Source organism: Epilithonimonas sp., from assembly GCF_032055105.1.
Taxonomy (GTDB): domain Bacteria; phylum Bacteroidota; class Bacteroidia; order Flavobacteriales; family Weeksellaceae; genus Epilithonimonas.
In genome coordinates this window covers 14429-31344 of sequence record NZ_DAMBRK010000020.1, presented here as the reverse complement: position 1 = coordinate 31344, position 16916 = coordinate 14429, and the positions used below count along the sequence as shown (strand labels likewise).

At 35.8% G+C, this 16916-nt stretch carries 14 protein-coding genes; 2 read left to right on the top strand and 12 right to left on the bottom strand.

From position 1 onward, the window contains the following. Positions 1-6 precede the first annotated feature (6 nt). Positions 7-930, bottom strand: a complete 924-nt coding sequence (gene rlmF, locus RTY06_RS14560) for a 23S rRNA (adenine(1618)-N(6))-methyltransferase RlmF (protein ID WP_312825703.1) — start codon at positions 928-930, stop codon at positions 7-9. Continuing rightward, positions 930-1313, bottom strand: coding sequence for a c-type cytochrome (locus tag RTY06_RS14555; protein ID WP_312825702.1), 384 nt, complete (start codon positions 1311-1313; stop codon positions 930-932). Before RTY06_RS14555 ends, rlmF begins: the two co-directional genes overlap by 1 nt. A gap of 85 nt (positions 1314-1398) precedes the next feature. On the opposite strand from RTY06_RS14555, the gene dusB reads away from it, so the two are divergent. Next, positions 1399-2388, top strand: coding sequence for a tRNA dihydrouridine synthase DusB (gene dusB / locus RTY06_RS14550; protein WP_312825701.1), 990 nt, complete (start codon positions 1399-1401; stop codon positions 2386-2388). Positions 2389-2527: 139 nt separating this feature from the next. Here the strand turns inward: dusB and RTY06_RS14545 are convergent, their stop codons facing one another. The 7 genes from RTY06_RS14545 to RTY06_RS14515 form a co-directional block, all read right to left on the bottom strand. Continuing rightward, on the bottom strand, positions 2528-4141 hold the full coding sequence (locus tag RTY06_RS14545; protein ID WP_312825700.1) for an MFS transporter: 1614 nt from the start codon (positions 4139-4141) through the stop codon (positions 2528-2530). A gap of 105 nt (positions 4142-4246) precedes the next feature. Continuing rightward, positions 4247-5365, bottom strand: coding sequence for an HlyD family secretion protein (locus RTY06_RS14540; RefSeq protein ID WP_312825699.1), 1119 nt, complete (start codon positions 5363-5365; stop codon positions 4247-4249). Positions 5366-5387: 22 nt separating this feature from the next. Beyond that, positions 5388-6698 carry a TolC family protein gene (locus RTY06_RS14535; RefSeq protein ID WP_312825698.1) on the bottom strand — a complete coding sequence of 437 codons (1311 nt, stop codon included), beginning with the start codon at positions 6696-6698 and terminating at the stop codon, positions 5388-5390. A gap of 88 nt (positions 6699-6786) precedes the next feature. After that, complete coding sequence (locus tag RTY06_RS14530) at positions 6787-7632, bottom strand: helix-turn-helix domain-containing protein (RefSeq protein WP_312825697.1); 846 nt, start codon at positions 7630-7632, stop codon at positions 6787-6789. Positions 7633-7767: 135 nt separating this feature from the next. Next, entirely contained in the window at positions 7768-9171 is a 1404-nt protein-coding gene (locus RTY06_RS14525; protein WP_312825696.1) for an efflux transporter outer membrane subunit, read from the bottom strand. A gap of 20 nt (positions 9172-9191) precedes the next feature. After that, on the bottom strand, positions 9192-12338 hold the full coding sequence (locus RTY06_RS14520; RefSeq protein ID WP_312825695.1) for an efflux RND transporter permease subunit: 3147 nt from the start codon (positions 12336-12338) through the stop codon (positions 9192-9194). A gap of 87 nt (positions 12339-12425) precedes the next feature. Beyond that, complete coding sequence (locus tag RTY06_RS14515) at positions 12426-13574, bottom strand: efflux RND transporter periplasmic adaptor subunit (protein ID WP_312825694.1); 1149 nt, start codon at positions 13572-13574, stop codon at positions 12426-12428. A gap of 385 nt (positions 13575-13959) precedes the next feature. Here RTY06_RS14515 and RTY06_RS14510 point away from each other — a divergent pair, with 385 nt between their 5' ends. Further along, positions 13960-14511: a hypothetical protein gene (locus tag RTY06_RS14510; RefSeq protein WP_312825693.1), complete on the top strand. Its 552-nt coding sequence runs from the start codon at positions 13960-13962 to the stop codon at positions 14509-14511. Between the two features lie 3 nt (positions 14512-14514). Here the strand turns inward: RTY06_RS14510 and RTY06_RS14505 are convergent, their stop codons facing one another. From RTY06_RS14505 to map, 3 genes are all read right to left on the bottom strand, one after another. After that, a complete protein-coding gene (locus RTY06_RS14505; RefSeq protein ID WP_312825692.1) occupies positions 14515-15279 on the bottom strand; it encodes a class I SAM-dependent methyltransferase in 765 nt (254 codons plus the stop codon). A 118-nt stretch (positions 15280-15397) separates the two neighbouring features. Then, positions 15398-15868, bottom strand: coding sequence for an IS200/IS605 family transposase (tnpA, locus tag RTY06_RS14500; protein ID WP_312825691.1), 471 nt, complete (start codon positions 15866-15868; stop codon positions 15398-15400). A gap of 179 nt (positions 15869-16047) precedes the next feature. Then, positions 16048-16857, bottom strand: coding sequence for a type I methionyl aminopeptidase (gene map, locus RTY06_RS14495; protein ID WP_312825690.1), 810 nt, complete (start codon positions 16855-16857; stop codon positions 16048-16050). Positions 16858-16916 lie beyond the last annotated feature (59 nt).

Sequence of the window (16916 nt, the reverse complement as noted above, 5' to 3'; positions counted from 1 at the left end):
ATTTATTTAAAACCAATCTTTCCTATTTTCTTTCGGAATAAATGTCCAAGCTAAAATCCTGCTGATTTTCTGACCTTGCGCCATATCAATAATTTTAAACTCTGGCACTTTGAGGTTTTTAAGAAGCGTTGTCAACTGATGCAGATTGTCTTTTTTGGAAACCAAACTCGTGAACCAAAGAACCTGAGACGAGAATTGCACACTTTCATTAATCATTTTTTTGATGAACGCCATTTCGCCACCTTCGCACCACAATTCGGATTGTTGTCCGCTGAAATTGAGATTTGGTTTCTGAGTTTTTGACTTTCTGAGATTGTTATTTTTTCGTCGATTTCCTTGTAAAGCTGACTCTTCGGAATCGTGGAAAGGTGGATTACACATCGAAAATGCGAACTTATCTTCTTTTGAAATTATATTTTTAAAAATGAGTTCTGACTTTGGTTGAAATTTCAAATGAATATTTTCTTTTAAATCAGGATTGCTTTCTAAAATCTTTTGAGCACTAGCCAAAGAATCTTGATTGATATCCGTTCCCAACATTTCCCAGCCATAAGAATGATTCGCAATCAACGGATAAACGAGATTAGCTCCCGTTCCAACATCCAAACCTTTCACTGAATTTCTCGTTGGGATTTTTCCATATTCTTCAGCCAGTAAATCCGCCAAATAATGAACATAATCTGCTCTACCAGGAATCGGTGGACAAAGGTTACCTTCCGGAATATCCCAATCTTTGACATTGTAATATTTCAGAAGCAAGGCTTTATTCAATAATCTAACTGCTTTCGGAATACTGAAATTAATCGTCAAAGTATCGTAATCATTTTTGAAAACGTAATGTTTGAGTTCTGGAACTGAGACAATCAATTCTTCAAAATCATAAGAATTGCGATGGAGATTTCTTGGATGAAGACTGGATTTTTCAGACATTATTTTTCTTTCAAAGAGAGAATATATTGCGCCATAAACTTGGCATTTTCTTTACTGAATCCGTGAGCTGGCATTGGAACATCACCCCAAACCCCAGAACTTCCTTTAAGAATTTTATCTGCTAGCATCTCTACATTTTCTGGCGTGTTTTCATATTTCTCAGCCACTTCTTTATAAGAGGGACCAATCATTTTTTCATCTAATTTATGACAACCGAGACAATCCGAACCCTCAATTAAAGATTGTCCTTCCGCAATTGGGTCAGTTACAACTTTTGGAGCTGGTTCTGGTTCAGAAGTCGTTAAATCTTTATTATCAGAATTTTCATTTTTGGAACAAGAAAATATTACAGTTAAAACAACTGTTAGAAATACTCTTTTCATATTGATTATTATATTACAAATTTATTAAATAAGGAATTAAGACTGATTTTAAATTAGTCAAAATAGGAATTCTTATCTTTGCAGAATGGTAAAAATTGGCAACATAGAACTTCCTGACTTTCCACTTTTGTTGGCGCCAATGGAAGATGTAAGTGATCCACCGTTCAGAAAATTATGTAAAATGCACGGCGCAGACTTGATGTATTCGGAATTTATCTCTTCGGAAGGGTTGATTCGTGATGCAATTAAGAGTCGTAAGAAGCTTGATATTTTCGATTACGAAAGACCTGTTGGAATCCAGATTTTTGGTGGAGATGAAGAAGCAATGGCAATGTCGGCAAGGATTGTGGAAACTGTTGAACCTGATTTGGTGGATATTAATTTCGGTTGTCCTGTAAAAAAAGTCGTTTGCAAAGGAGCTGGAGCTGGTGTTTTGAAAGATATTGATTTGATGGTCAGATTAACAAAAGCTGTAGTGAGTTCTACACATTTGCCAGTAACTGTAAAAACTAGATTAGGTTGGGATAACGATTCAATCAATATTGATGAAGTTGCTGAAAGGTTGCAGGAGGTTGGAATAAAAGCCTTAACAATTCACGCAAGAACACGTGCTCAAATGTACAAAGGCGAAGCAGATTGGGAACACATCTCAAGAATCAAAAATAATCCAAATATCGAAATTCCGATTTTTGGGAACGGCGATATTGATTCTCCACAAAAAGCTCTGGAATATAAAAACAAATACAGCTGCGACGGCGTTATGATTGGTCGTGGTGCGATTGGTTATCCTTGGATTTTCAACGAAGTCAAACATTTTTTTGAGACTGGAGAAATATTACCAGAGCCTACTATTGCAGAAAGATTGGAAGCTGTAAAGAATCACGCACTTTGGTCTGTGGAATGGAAAGGCGAACGTCCCGGAATTGTGGAAATGAGACAGCATTATAGCAACTACTTCCGTGGAATTCCGTATTTTAAAGAATTCAAAACTAAGTTTCTTCAGGCTTTGACACTTGAACAAATTGATGAAATCATTGAAGAAACGAAGCATTTTTATCAAGAAAATATGTTTTAGATAATCATTCATATAAAAAACAAAAACCCTTTCTGAGTTTAAAACTTTGAAAGGGTTTTTCATTTCATATCGAAGTCCAAAAGTGACTTAACCAAAATTAGTAAAAAGCAAAGCCCCGCTTTGAAAACAAAACTGGACTTTACAGGTAAAAACAAGGTTTCTTTATACCGCAGAACCTACGCCGTCTTTCAGGCTTTCTGCGAGTTTTTTTTCTTTCTCTTAAACGTCTTCGGGCGACAACAGATTTACCGCTGAAAACTCTGACCAGTTTATCTAAAGTGAATCTCGGATATCCGAAATGGTGCGTCATCACAAAAGCCAAGACTCCAAAACCGGCAAGAATAACGTAGCCAAAAAGTTTTTTGTTGGCAATAATTATTGCATTCAGCTGAATGGATTTTAAGCTTAAATTGGGTTGTGCATTCAATGTCATTCCATCAATATAAACAGCTAAATCACCTAAGCTTTCAATTTGAAACTGATACTGAGTCCATGAAAATAAGGCTGAGAAAAAACCAGTCGTTACGAAAGTTCTCCACAACAGAAATAAACCAATCGCAGGCAACATCTGGCTAATATCAATTTTATCTAAAGCATAATACCAAACCGAAATGTAAAGTGCCACCATCCCAAATCCTTTCAAAATCATTGGGAAATACCAGCTTTCGTAATTAAACTCCAGCACCATCGAAAAGTACATAATGATACAATACGCCACCATCGCCGAGAAGCCAAAGAAGATAAAGAGTTTCAGTTTTTTTTCTTTTTTAAACCAATACACCGCAAGCGCTCCCGCTGCAATCATTCCTGGAATCATCATCAGGTTGACTTTTGCATTCGTTAATTGGTCGTAACCCAAAACCCCGATTGTGAAAATATTCTGAATAATCGCCGTTGCCATAAACATTCCTAAACACAACAAGAGGAAAAGCCCGACCTGTACGTTGTTTCTGGAGAATATTTCAAATGACAAATAAGGTCTCTTGAGAGTAAACTGACGAACGACCATCAAAGCAAAACTCACAAAAGCAGCAATACTTGCGTTGAGGATATTTTTAGAATGAAACCAATCCTGCTGTTTTCCAAACGAAAAAACATATGCCGAAAACATAAAAGTAGAGATAAACAGAAGAATACTTAGCCAGTCGATATAATGCAGAGGAACTTTTAGGGAAAAATATTTATCGTGCATCACCACCCAGCAAATCATCGCTACAACGAAACACAGAATCGCCACGAAAATGAGGAACTGTCGCCAATTGTATTCTATGGAAAAGTCGGTTGCATAATAGTTGGTTACCTGCGTAATCACGAGAATAAACGTATAAAAAACACCGTAAAAAACACCTCTACCTCCCAACATTGCCATCAACGGAAGAAAGACTTCGATAGTAATAAATGTTTTACAGAAACCTAAAATAAGAGACACAAATACAATCACCATCGGCTCTGAAGTCGTCGCATTAATATAACTGAAAATCCCCAATAGCAAGAGTAAAATCACAACTTTATCTCTTACTTTGAAACGCATTTTAGCCCGCAAAACGATAGGCATCGCCGCCCCCATTCCCACTGTGGTCGCGTAGTTTGCCCACATAAAATATTCGCTCATCACTCCGGTATCGCCAACCATATAGCTTAAACTTCCCGTATAAACCCCACTCACCGGCATAGCGATAAGCGTTAACAGAAAAATCACAAAAAGCTGTAACGGCTTCGGAACCCAGTGACTAAAAAGACCTTGATTGTACATAATTTTTTTTGACTAATAGATGATAGACTGATAGACAATAGACAATTTGAGTTTTTGATAGATTAAAATTTTAATAAAGAAAAAAATCTATAATCTATTCGTCTATTATCTTCTAGTCTCTTTAATAGAAACATTCATATTCATCCCCGCGCTCAGTTTCGCTACATCTTCTTTTTTATTAAAATCTGTAAACTCGATTCTTACGGGGATTCTCTGCTGTACTTTAATGAAGTTTCCGGTAGAGTTATCTGTCGGAACACTTGAGTATCTTGAACCGGTTGCGGCAGAAACCGCGGTAACGATTCCTTCAAAAGATTTTCCACCTAAAGCATCAGCTGTCATCGTCATCTTCTCTCCTATTTTCACATTCGGCATCTGGCTTTCCAGGAAATTGGCAGTAACCCATTTTTGATTATTTAAAACAATCGTCCCTACCTGTTGTCCCGGCTGAATGAGCTGACCTTCAGAAATCAATCTTCTTCCCATCACACCGTCATAAGGAGCAGTGATTACGGTGTAAGAAAGATTAATTTTCGCCATATCCAAAGCCGCTTTTGTTCTTTTAATTTCGGCATCGTTGATTCCTAATTTAGATTTCACTTCGGTGGTTGAAAGATTGGCAGATTGCTTTTGATTAACCAATGTTTCGTACGCTGCTTTTTGGGCATCATATTCGGTTTTCATTTGGTCAAATTGTTGTCTGGTAACAGCTTCTGAAGCTAAAAGATTTTTGTATCGGTTTAAGTTCTGTTCGGCATTCCAAAGTCGGGCTTTTGCTCCGGCAATGTTAGATTCCATTACACTTACATTATTTGAAACGGTATTCACAGATGAACTGGTTGCTGATCTTTGAGCCAAAGCATTCTTATACGCTGCTTCTGCCTGACCAAGTTGGGTGAGGATTTCTCTTTCGTCTAAAACGACCAAAGTGTCTCCTTTTTTTACCTGTTGATGTTCGATGAATTTAATTTCTTTAATATAAGCCGAAACTCTTGTATTGATAGGGTTAATAAACTCTTCCACCTGAGCTGCTTCAGTGTAAGTCTTATCTCCAATGTGAAAATATTCTCTCACCAACCACCACAAACCGAAACCAATCACAGCAAAAACAATCACGTTTGAGATGACGGCTCTTATTTTATTCTTTCTATTTTGTTTTTTCTTAGCTTCTGCACTTGAAACTGCAGGCTTTTTATCTTGAGTATTTTGTTCCTTGTTTTCCATTATCTTGATTTTCAGTTTTAAATTAAAGCGTACCTGTTGATTTCAATAAATTATAATATTGATACAGTACATTGATTTCAGCATTAGCAAAATCCAATTCCGACTGCAGTTTCTGATTTTGCGCATCCAGCATTTCTGCCTGTACTGCTAATTGATTGAGGTATTTTGCTTCTGTAATTTTGTAGTTTTCATCTGCTAGATTTTTAGCATCGTTTAAAATTTCCGCTTGCTGAATAGCTTCTTGGTATTTCACATACGCAGCATTCACTGTCATATCAATGTTTTGTTGTACCAGAGTCAGTGATTCGCTGGCCTGATTTTTCTGCAACTCACCCAGTTTTACTCTTTCTTTGGTTTTATACAAATTATCGATATTGTAGCTTAAAGAGATTCCGCCTTGCCAACCGCTAGAATACATATCCAGAACAGGATTTCTCGTAGTAATTGGTCTTTGCAGAGTATATCCTCCAAAACCGGAAAGTGTCGGCATTTTATCGGTGTTGATGATTTCGATATTTTTTTCAGCAACCGAAATATTGGTTTTAGCAGACTTCATTTGCGGGTTAGAATCGTGGGCTAGATTAATATAATAATCCATTCCGATTCCTGCTTCTTTGTTTTCTAAACTTTCAACCGGAATGATTTCTGTTTCCAAAGGAAGCCCGAGAGCTGTACTTAAATTATAATTAAGGATTTTCTTGTTATTGGTTAACGTAAGAATTCCCTGATCCAGATTTTTGATGTTCAATTCACCACGAATAACCTCGTTTCTGGTAATCATCCCTTGTTTGTAAAAATCTTTGATATTTTCTAATCTTTTCTGAGCCAGTTTTTTGTTGTTTTGAAAAACTTGTTCCTGATTGATGATTTTATAAATATCAAGATAATTTGAAATCACCAAAAGCTTTACATCCTGCTGATTTTTTTCTAAATCTAATTTTGAAAGCTGCTTACGAAGTCCCGCCATTTCAATCGATTTATTCACCAAACCACCCTTAAAGATAAGCTGAGTCGCCTGCACTGCATACGAACTTCCGTAATGCGGCATCTCTATTTTAATAGAGTTTGAAAAATCTTTATCGATTGCAATAGAATTCCCCAAATAAAACTGACTTGTAGAAGCCGTAATCGTAGGAAGTTTCTGCAACTTAGCAATATCAATATTTTGTCTGGCAATATCAATATTCTGGGCAGAAACTTTAAGTTGCTGTTGATTCTGAAGCGCAAGATTGGCGACTTCACTGACGGTCATTTCTTTTATGTTCTGAGAAAAAAACAGCACAGGAAATATCCCCGCCAGAATTGACAGTGCTGTTTTTATTTGCTTAATCATTTTACCTTGTTTTACAGATGCAAAGTTATGGCAAGCATAAGCTCAAACAAATGTTTGATTTTTGGAAAAAGATGTTCAAATGTAAGATTTAACTTTCAAACTGTTTTCTGTAATGACTTGGGCTTTCGCCTAAATGTTTCTTAAAAAAGTGAGAAAATGAGTATTGATCGCTAAAACCCAAGGTTGCAGAAATCTCTGATACAGGCTTTTTGGAAGAGTTTAAAAGAACTTTTGCTTCATTAATTAAAATCAAAGCAATAATCTGACTTGCCGAGCGACCGGTTATACTTTTAATCACAGATGAAAGATGTCGAGTTGTAATAGATTGCCGTTCTGCATAAAACTCTATCTGATGCTCACTGAGATGATATTTACTGGCATCATTCAAAAAAAGAAAAACAATTTCTTCCTGTCTCGACATTTGATTCATCGACTTATTATCTTCACTGGCAATAATTCCCGCCATTTGGTAACAAAAAACAGAAAAAAGGTGTTCCACCATTTCTTTCTTATAGGTCATCTCAGTTTCGGAATCGAGAATATACTTGAGGAAATTAACCGATTTCCAAACTACCTCCATTTCATCTGCATGAAAAGGAACGCCAACATTCATCTGCTGACGAAAATAGCGATAAGTAATAAGCCTATTGAATTTTAAGGATAATGTAGAGATAAATTCTCTCTTGTAAGAAACCATCCTTGACTGAAAATCGTCACTAACAGAAATCAATTCATAGACACTTTGCGGATCTGTAACGATAAAAGTATTGGCAGTCAATTCTAGGTCGCTGAGATGTTGACGAAGCTTGATTACTCCACTTTTAATAAATAGAAAAGCAGGATTTTCTGGGCGAAATGGCTTATCTGTCGCAATTCTCTGATGAATTGTTTCCTGAGTAAAAATCTCGACCCCAAATTGTTCTAAAGCTGTCATTTCGCAAATTTAATGTTTTATGAATTTATAATTTTAAAATAGTACTTTCAATCAACTTTTTGGAGAACTTATTATTAAAACAAAAAACCCAACAAAAATTGCTGGGCTTACAAGTATAGTAAAAAAATTTAGTTTCTAAAACTGTCCACCTCCAAGCGCTCGGTAAAACTCGGTGACCGCTTGAAGTTGTTGTAATTTGTCATTAACAGCAGATAATTTTGCAGCTAGCAAAGATTGTTCTGAAGTTAAAACATTTACATAATTTGTATTAGAAGAGTAAGTCAATAATTCTTTGTTGAACTCCACCGCTTTTTCTAAAGATTGAATCTGAAGAAGTCTTGTTGACTCTTTTTCTTTAGCTTTTTGATAAGACAGCAAAGCATTAGAAACCTCGGAACCAGCTGTTAACAATGTCTTTTCAAAAGTATAATACGCTTGCATTTTACGGGCTTCCATTATTCTAACTTGCGCTTTTCTATTTCCCATTTGGAAGATATTCTGTGTCAAGGTTCCTGCTGCTGTATAGAATAAAGAATTGCTGAAAAAGTTTTCCAAAGTTCTAGATGACAATCCTAAAGTTCCTGTAATATTCAATGTCGGATAAACCTGAGCCATCGCCATATTTTTATTTTCGAACGCCTGACGGAAAGTGAATTCAGCAGCTTGAACATCCGGGCGATTTTTCAATAACGAAACAGGAACGCCAGTTTTCAAATCCGTATAAATTACCTGAGAATCAATAGAGTTTCTCTCGATAGATTGCGGATTTTCATTCATCAAAATACTTAAAGAATTTTCCGCTTGTTGAATCTGTAATTCCAAATCCGGAACCGACAACTGTGCCGAATAAAGATTAGCTTTACTCTGTTCCACATCTGCTCCTGTAAGATACGCTGCATCCATCAACAACTGAACAGTTTCTACATCTTGTTTACGAAGTTCAATTGTCTGTTTTGTAATTTCTAATTGTTTATCCAAAGAAATTAACTGATAATACAACGTTGCCGCTTGTGCTACCATCTGAGTCTGAACCGCTCTTTTTGCAGCATCTGTTTGAAGTAAACCAGCATAGGCTGATTTTTTCACCGATTTGATTCTTCCCCAGATATCCACTTCCCAACCCGTAGAAAGTCCTAACCTGTAAACCAACAAATCTGGCATTACAAAATTACCACCTTGCGCTGCGCCACTATTTTTTGTCTCGGTAGTAGAAGCTGCAATGTCCAAACTTGGAAGATTTTGTAATTTCGATTGTTTGAAAACAGCACTAGCTTCTTGGATTCTTGCAACAGCAACTTTTAAATCAAGATTATTCTGAATGGTTTTATTAATGATATTCTGTAGTTTATCATCAGTAAAAATCTGATTCCACGCCACATTGGCAACCGATATTGTATCATTGCTTGTTTTCTGACGGAAAAGATTATCCTGCCTGCTTTGTTCTATTTCGGGGTTTTTATAAGTATCCGTTACTTTACAAGAGTAAAAGAAACCAGCGATACCAGCCAATAGAACTAAATTTATGATTTTAATTTTCATCTCTTTCTAACTTTTATTGGTTATTCGCTAAGTTCTCCTTCGTATGTTTCAAGATCTTTTTTGCCACTCACTTTTTCCTGCAAATACATAAATACTGCAAATAAAATCGGGATAAAGAACACTCCGAAAATCGTTCCGAATAACATCCCTCCAATTGCTCCAATTCCAATCGATTGATTACCTACAGCTCCTGCTCCTGTTGAAATTGCCAACGGAACCAAACCGAAAATAAAGGCAAAAGATGTCATCAAAATCGGACGAAGTCTTTGTTTTGCACCACTAATTGCAGCGTGCCCAATGGTGTAACCTTTTTTCCTTGCATCCAAAGCAAATTCTACAATCAAAATTGCATTCTTCGCCAAGAGACCAATCAACATAATGAGTGAAATCTGCGTATAAATATTGTTAGAACCTCCAATCCAAGCACTGAACATCATTGCTCCTGCCAAACCAACAGGAAGTGAAAGCATTACCGCAAATGGTAACAAATAACTTTCATATTGTGCTGCCAAAAGGAAATAAACAAATACACAACAAAGTGCAAAAATAAGAGCTGTCTGACTTCCTGCACTTACTTCCTCTCTCGTTAAACCAGAATATTCGAAACCGTAACCTTGCGGAAGTGTTTGAGATGCAACCTCTTGAACAGCATTCAGAGCATCTCCAGAAGAGAATCCTGGATTTGGTGTTCCGTTTATAGAAATCGCAGTAAATAGATTGAAACGTCCAATTGCCTGAGGTCCATAAACTCTTCTAGCAGTAATGAATCTGTTTAACGGTGCCATTTCTCCATTTGCATTTCGAACCTGAATCATATTAAAACTTTCCACGTTCTCTCTAGCTTCATAAGGAGCTTGATAAATTACACGGTATTGTTTTCCAAACAAGTTGATGTTGGATGAATATACTCCACCATAATAACCTTGCATCGTACTCAAGATATCTGAGACTGAGAAACCAGCCGCTTTTGCAGCAGGAATATCAATATCAATCATATATTGAGGATAATTCGGGTTGAAAGAAGTAAACGTCCTCTGAATCTCCGGACGCTGATTCATCTTATCGATAAAATCATTTGTCACTTTATTAAGGTCACTAATATTTCCACCTTTCTGATCCTGAATTTGTAATTCGAAACCAGCCGCATTACCAAATCCCTGCAAAGTTGGTCTTCCGAAGAATGTCATTTTTGCATCTTTGATTCCCGCAGTTTCTTTGTACATTCTTGCAACGAATGACTGCAAATCTTCTCCTTTTTTGGTTCGGTCTTTCCAGTCCTTCAGTTTTACAATCAACATCCCGTTATTAGAACCTGTACCACTAATCATTCCTCGTCCGGAAACTTTGAAAATATGAAGTACTTCCGGTTGTTTCTTTACAATCTCTTCAACTTTGGCAAGAACCTCTTTTGTTCTATTCTCGTTGGAACCAATCGGAAGCGAAATATCCATAAAAATACCACCCATATCTTCACTTGGAACAAAGGATTTAGGCGTTGTATTCATCAACCAAACAAAAAGCCCTGTAAATGCCAAAAGTCCAACAAAAGCCATCCATTTTTTTCTTAATAAGAATAAAACACCTCGGGAATATCTTTTGGTAAAAGCGTCAAAAATAATATTGAAATTAGTAAAGAACCTTTGTATAAAATTCTTTTTCGCTTCTTCGTGAGAGTGAGGCTTCAAGAAAATGGCACATAATGCAGGACTCAGAGTCAATGCATTAACAGCAGATAGTACAATTGAGATTGCCAGTGTTAATCCAAACTGTTTATAGAAAACCCCTGCAGAACCCGTAATAAAACTCACAGGAATGAAAACAGCTGCCATTACCAACGTAATACTGATAATCGCTCCACTAATTTCATCCATCGCATTAATAGAAGCTCTTAGAGGAGATTTCTCACCTTGTTCTAATTTACTATGGACCGCTTCCACAACCACAATCGCATCATCCACCACAATACCAACTGCCAGAATCAACGCGAAAAGCGTTAATAAGTTAATTGTAAACCCGAATATACTCAGGAAAAAGAACGTACCAACAATCGCAACTGGAACCGAAATTGCCGGAATCATTGTAGAACGCCAATCTTGTAAGAATAAGAAAACAACAATAAATACTAGTATAAAAGCTTCAAATAGTGTGTGAATAACTTTTTCAATTGAAGCATCCAAGAAGTCGTTCGCATTAACAAGAGTCACATATTTTACACCTTTTGGAAAAGAAGCTTGAGCCTTATCTAAAACAGCAATCGATTGATTGATTACATCCTGCGCATTGGAACCTGCGGTTTGTGCAACAGCCATACCAATAGATGGGTGTCCGTCTGTATTACTACTACTTGTATAATCTTGCGCTCCAAGTTCTACTTTTGCAACATCTTTCAATCTTAGGATTTGACCGGTTGTTGTAGCTTTGATAACGATATTATCAAACTCAGGAATCTCAGTCAATCTTCCTTTATATTTTAATGTATAACGGAAAGCCTGATTACTTTCGTCACCTAAACTTCCTGGCGCAGCTTCGATATTCTGTTCTGCCAAAACTGTTCTAATATCAGAAGGAATCAATCCGTAAGAAGCCATTTTATTTGGATCCAACCAAATTCTCATAGAGTAATCCTTGGTTCCAAAAACCATTACATCTCCAACACCTGTTACCCTTTTAACCTGAGGAATGATATTAATATTCGCATAGTTTTGAAGGAAAGTCATATCGAATTCCGGATTCTCACTATAAAGCGAGAAAATCAAAACGTTAGAACTTTGTCTTTTCGTAGTTGTAACCCCGGCTTGAGTAACTTCGGCTGGTAACAATGGTGTAGCTCTGGAAACCCTGTTCTGAACGTTTACCGCCGCAATATCCGGATCAACTCCTTGTTTGAAATAAACTGTTACCGAGCCCGTTCCGTCATTGGTCGCCGTAGATGTCATATAAGTCATCCCTTCAACTCCATTGATTTGTTCTTCTAATGGGACTATAACACTTTTAAGAATTACATCGGCATTAGCACCTTGATAACTTGCACTTACAACTACTGTTGGTGGTGCAATGTCGGGATATTGTGAAACCGGTAACGAAACAATTCCCAAAACACCGAGAATTACGATGATAATGGAAATAACCGTAGATAAAACCGGCCTTTCTATAAATTTTTTAAACATATATTATTTGAGATAATAGAGAAAAGATGAAAGAAAAAGTTTACAATGAGAATCCAGTTCTCCCATCTTTCAAATTAAATACTAATGCTATTTTTTGTTGATAACGTTTTGTAATGTCGTTTCTTTCGGAACAACTTCCGTATCATCTTTAAGAAGACCAGTTCCTTCTACAACAACTTTATCACCTTGTTTAAGACCAGAAGTTACTGCATAAGTCAATCCATCTGGCAAATCTTCAACTTTAATTTCTGTAGATTTCACTTTGTTATTACTTCCGATAACATAAGTGAAAACTTTACCTTGTAACTCATAAGTTGCAGATTGTGGAATGATGATTACATCTTCCATATTGTTTGGTAACTGTACAGTTGCACTATATCCACTTCTCAAAAGTCCATTTGGATTGGGGAAAGTTGCTCTCACAGAGAAAGAGCCTGTATTGGGGTCAACCAAACCACTGATGGATTCTATTTTTCCTTTTTCGTTGTATTTGCTTCCGTCAGATAAAATCAAATCTACCAAAGGCGAGTTGTTAATTTTTTCCTGAATTGTAGCTCCGGTTGCGTGCTTAAAAAAGTCTAGCTGTTGTTTTTCATTAATTGAAAAATAAGCGAACACTTTTGAAACATTCGAAACTGTTGTCAATGGTTGTGCAGTTGCGCTGCTGATGTAACTACCAGCTTTGTAAGGAAGTGTACCAACTACTCCACTCACAGGACTAAATAATTTTGTATAACCTTGATTAACCTGCGCATTAGTCAACTGAGCTTGTGTCTCAGCCAAAGCCGCTTTTGCAGATTTAAGTGCTAATTCTGCAGCTTCTAATTCATATGCAGAAATGATTTTTTTATCAACCAAAGGTTTGGTTTTCGTCACTTGCATCTGAGCTGTAGCAACTTGAGCTTTTGCACTGTTCACAGTCGCTTGGGCAGCCAAAACAGACTGCTCGTACTGTGGATTTCTGATAAGGAACAAAAGTTGTCCTTGCTTCACTTGGCTACCTTCATCTACATAAATTCTTTCAACAAATCCGTCAATCTTCGGACGAATTTCTACATTCTGTATGCCTTCCAATCTTGCAGGATATTGTGTAAGATTTTCAGCAGGACCACTTTTCGCAACAATATATTGATATGGTTGTGGTGGCAATTCTTTTTTGTCATCTTTATTTTCTGACTTCGAACAAGATGTCAAAAGACCTAAAACAACAAAAAAACTAATCGCGATATTCCTCATAAATACTATTTTTTTAGACATGTTTTCAAACAAACGTTCAAATTTATTGATTATATATAAATTATACGTTATATAAATAATAATAAAATCTATCAAAGATAATCAAGAAAAACTATTATTATTGATATACAATAAGTTAAAAAATAATTTTAAAGAATATTTAACACAATCCAATCAAACAAACGTTTGAATTAAACATTTAAAATTACCAGAAAATTTGGTTTATGAAAACTTATTGATAGACATTTCCAACAAAGATTCCCAATAAAGCAAAGTTACATCAAGTTTAATTAAAAACTATTACCAGAATTACGGCAAGAATTACCAATTTTACTTTCATTACTAACCTCCAGAATAAAATATTTTTTGCAAATTTGATCGTAATATGAAACCTCAACCGCTTCCAATTCTATTCAGTTTCAATTCGCTTTACTTATCGTTTCTGTACTTTAGGTTATTTTGGATTTCGGAGGGAGAAGAAACGCCCGAACTATTGAATTACAAATATATGTTGTACTCAGTTTTTCTGGTTTATCCGCTGTTTATCTTTTCAACTTTGATTTTTTCAAAGATGAAAAAAGCGAATATGTTTCTTAAATTTTTGATTTTTGGATTGGTTTTATCAGGGTCTGTTTTATATTTTTATTCCTTCGACTTGTTCAAAGAAGAGGAACTTTTGTGTGGATATTTGGTAGTTCTGATTCAATGTTTGATACAATCTCAAAAAATAAAAGATGGAGAAATGACAGCAAGATTTGCAAGTGTTTATGCAGGAAAGTTATTATTATGGTTTTTTCTTTTACTCTTTTCTTTATCTTACTTTTTGTTTGACGACAACGAAATAAAGATGAATATGATGTTTGGCGGAATCTACTATCTCGGCGTAGCAATTTTGGATTACTATGTCAATAAATCTAAATATTTGACAGAAAAATAATTATTATTTCCTCACAACAGGAAGGATCTCATTCTTATTAAGACCAAATCTTTTGATATCAGCTTCTGAGAATTTTTGAGAATAGAAATTGATTTCAGTTTCAAAACCAACACTTTTCAGACGGTCAAAATAATCCATTCCGTACCAACGAACGTGGTCATATTGTCCAAAATGTTTCTGCCGTTCTTTCGGATCTGTGATTGTGAAATCTTCATATGTTTTTTCAAGAGAATTTTTCATCGGAACTTGGACAATTCCCCAACCTCCACTTTTCATTACTCGGTATAGTTCGGACATTGCTTTTCTATCATCAATAATATGCTCCAAAACGTGATTGCAGATAATGACATCATAACTATTATCTTCAAAAGGTAAATCAAGAATATCAGCTTTTACATCCACAATCGGAGAAAACAAATCGGCAGAAGTGTAATCCAAATTCTTCATTTTCTTGAATTTCCTAAGAAATTCTTGCTCAGGCGCAATATGAAGAACCTTTAAATTTGCGGTAAAGAAATTAGTTTCATTCTGAAGATAAAGCCACATTTGACGATGTCTTTCCAAGGATAAAGTTCCTGGAGACAAGGCATTTGCTCGTTGTTTTCCGTAACCGTAAGGCAAAAATTTGCGATAAGACCTTCCGTCGATTGGATCTGTAAAATTATTCCCTTTGAAAAACAATACAATTATAGGACGCAAAAATAGGCTTAGATTAATAAGCGTTGGTCTCGGAATTTTATTGAGCAGGAATTGGGCTAGTTTCTTCAATTTGTATTTTTATAGGAAGCGACGAAGTCGCGAAATGTCGGTAGAAATATTCATTATCAAGACAAAGGTGCGAAGCACCGAAATGTTGGAAGAATTGCGAAGCCCCGACAATTTGGTATTACATTAATTCATTAAAAATATATTCTTCATTATATTCTACACCAAATTTATTCAAAAAATCCAAATATTCATCTTTAAAAGATTTTTTTTGATGATGAATTTCTTGCTTATTGATATAATTAATGACATCTGAAATTTGAGATTTCCCATACGAAAACGCACCATAGCCTTTCTGCCATTCAAACCTTACTGATAAAAAATGCTTATCATTTATCCATTTTGAAGAATTACTCTTAATTTGATTCACCAATTCAGAAAGCGCTTGATTTGGTCTCAATCCAATTAAAATGTGAATATGGTCTGGCATTCCATTTATAGATAATAACTTATGATTGTTATTTTGAACAATGCCTGTGATATATTTATAGAGTTCTTCTTTCCAGTCTTTTTGAATCAAAGCCTCTCGAAATTTAACTGCGAAAACCAATTGAATATGAATTTGAGAATAAGTTGCGTTGGAATCCGCCATAGCAATTGAATTTTAGTTAATAGAATCAACCAACATTTCGGTGTTTCGCACCTTCATAATTACAAATATTTCGTTTCTACTACTACCAATATGTCGCGACTTCGTCGCTCAATACTTACTACAATTTAATTTCTACCAACATTCTACAACTTCGTGGCTTCTATACAATATTTTAAGAATTAAAAATCAACTTGGAAAGCTTTTTCTTCGTCAGATTTAATTCCTAAAGCTTCGTAAATATAATCGTAAGTAGAAAGCAAAACTGGCTTACCATTGTAAACACAAACATCGTGTTCAAAATGCGCAGATGGTTTGTTGTCCAATGTTGTAACCGTCCATCCATCATTATGAAACTTCACTTTTTCTGTTCCAAGGTTAATCATCGGTTCGATGGCAAGACAAATTCCGTCTTTCAGAACTTTCCCACTGCCCGATCTTCCATAATTGGGAACTTGCGGATCCTCATGCATTTGTCTTCCAACACCGTGACCAACTAGCTCACGAACAACACCATAACCTTCTTTTTCGCAATGCTTTTGGATAGCATTGGAAATATCTCCTATACGTTTCCCTCTCACACATTGTTCAATTCCTTTATACAAAGATTCTTTTGTAACTCTCAACAGTTTTTTAACCTCATCAGAAACTTCTCCCACTTCAAAAGTATAAGCGTGATCGCCAACAAAACCATTCCAGAAAACACCACAATCTACGGATAGGATTGTACCTTCTTTAATAGGTTCAGCATTCGGAATTCCGTGAACGACTTGATCATTCGGAGAGATACAAAGTGAGGCAGGAAAACCGCCATAACCAAGAAACGCAGGTTCTGCGCCGTGGTCTTTGATAAAATCGTAAGCCAATTTATCAAGATGAAGTGTTGTAACTCCAGGTTTTATTTCTTTAGCTAACATACCTAGAGTTTGGGAAACTAATCTTGCACTTTGCTTCATCAATCGAAGCTCTTCTATATTTTTGAGTTGAATCATTACTTTATTTTAGATATTTAGATAATAGACGAATAGAAAATAGACACCCAAGTCTATCA

Coding starts and splice junctions, on each gene's coding strand:
- RTY06_RS14515 (WP_312825694.1), bottom strand. CDS start 13,574: ATGAGGAATATCGCGATTAGTTTTTTTGTTGTTTTAGGTCTTTTGACA.
- RTY06_RS14510 (WP_312825693.1), top strand. CDS start 13,960: ATGAAACCTCAACCGCTTCCAATTCTATTCAGTTTCAATTCGCTTTAC.
- RTY06_RS14555 (WP_312825702.1), bottom strand. CDS start 1,313: ATGAAAAGAGTATTTCTAACAGTTGTTTTAACTGTAATATTTTCTTGT.
- RTY06_RS14545 (WP_312825700.1), bottom strand. CDS start 4,141: ATGTACAATCAAGGTCTTTTTAGTCACTGGGTTCCGAAGCCGTTACAG.
- RTY06_RS14525 (WP_312825696.1), bottom strand. CDS start 9,171: ATGAAAATTAAAATCATAAATTTAGTTCTATTGGCTGGTATCGCTGGT.
- RTY06_RS14535 (WP_312825698.1), bottom strand. CDS start 6,698: ATGATTAAGCAAATAAAAACAGCACTGTCAATTCTGGCGGGGATATTT.
- RTY06_RS14540 (WP_312825699.1), bottom strand. CDS start 5,365: ATGGAAAACAAGGAACAAAATACTCAAGATAAAAAGCCTGCAGTTTCA.
- rlmF (WP_312825703.1), bottom strand. CDS start 930: ATGTCTGAAAAATCCAGTCTTCATCCAAGAAATCTCCATCGCAATTCT.
- map (WP_312825690.1), bottom strand. CDS start 16,857: ATGATTCAACTCAAAAATATAGAAGAGCTTCGATTGATGAAGCAAAGT.
- dusB (WP_312825701.1), top strand. CDS start 1,399: ATGGTAAAAATTGGCAACATAGAACTTCCTGACTTTCCACTTTTGTTG.
- RTY06_RS14520 (WP_312825695.1), bottom strand. CDS start 12,338: ATGTTTAAAAAATTTATAGAAAGGCCGGTTTTATCTACGGTTATTTCC.
- RTY06_RS14530 (WP_312825697.1), bottom strand. CDS start 7,632: ATGACAGCTTTAGAACAATTTGGGGTCGAGATTTTTACTCAGGAAACA.
- tnpA (WP_312825691.1), bottom strand. CDS start 15,868: ATGGCGGATTCCAACGCAACTTATTCTCAAATTCATATTCAATTGGTT.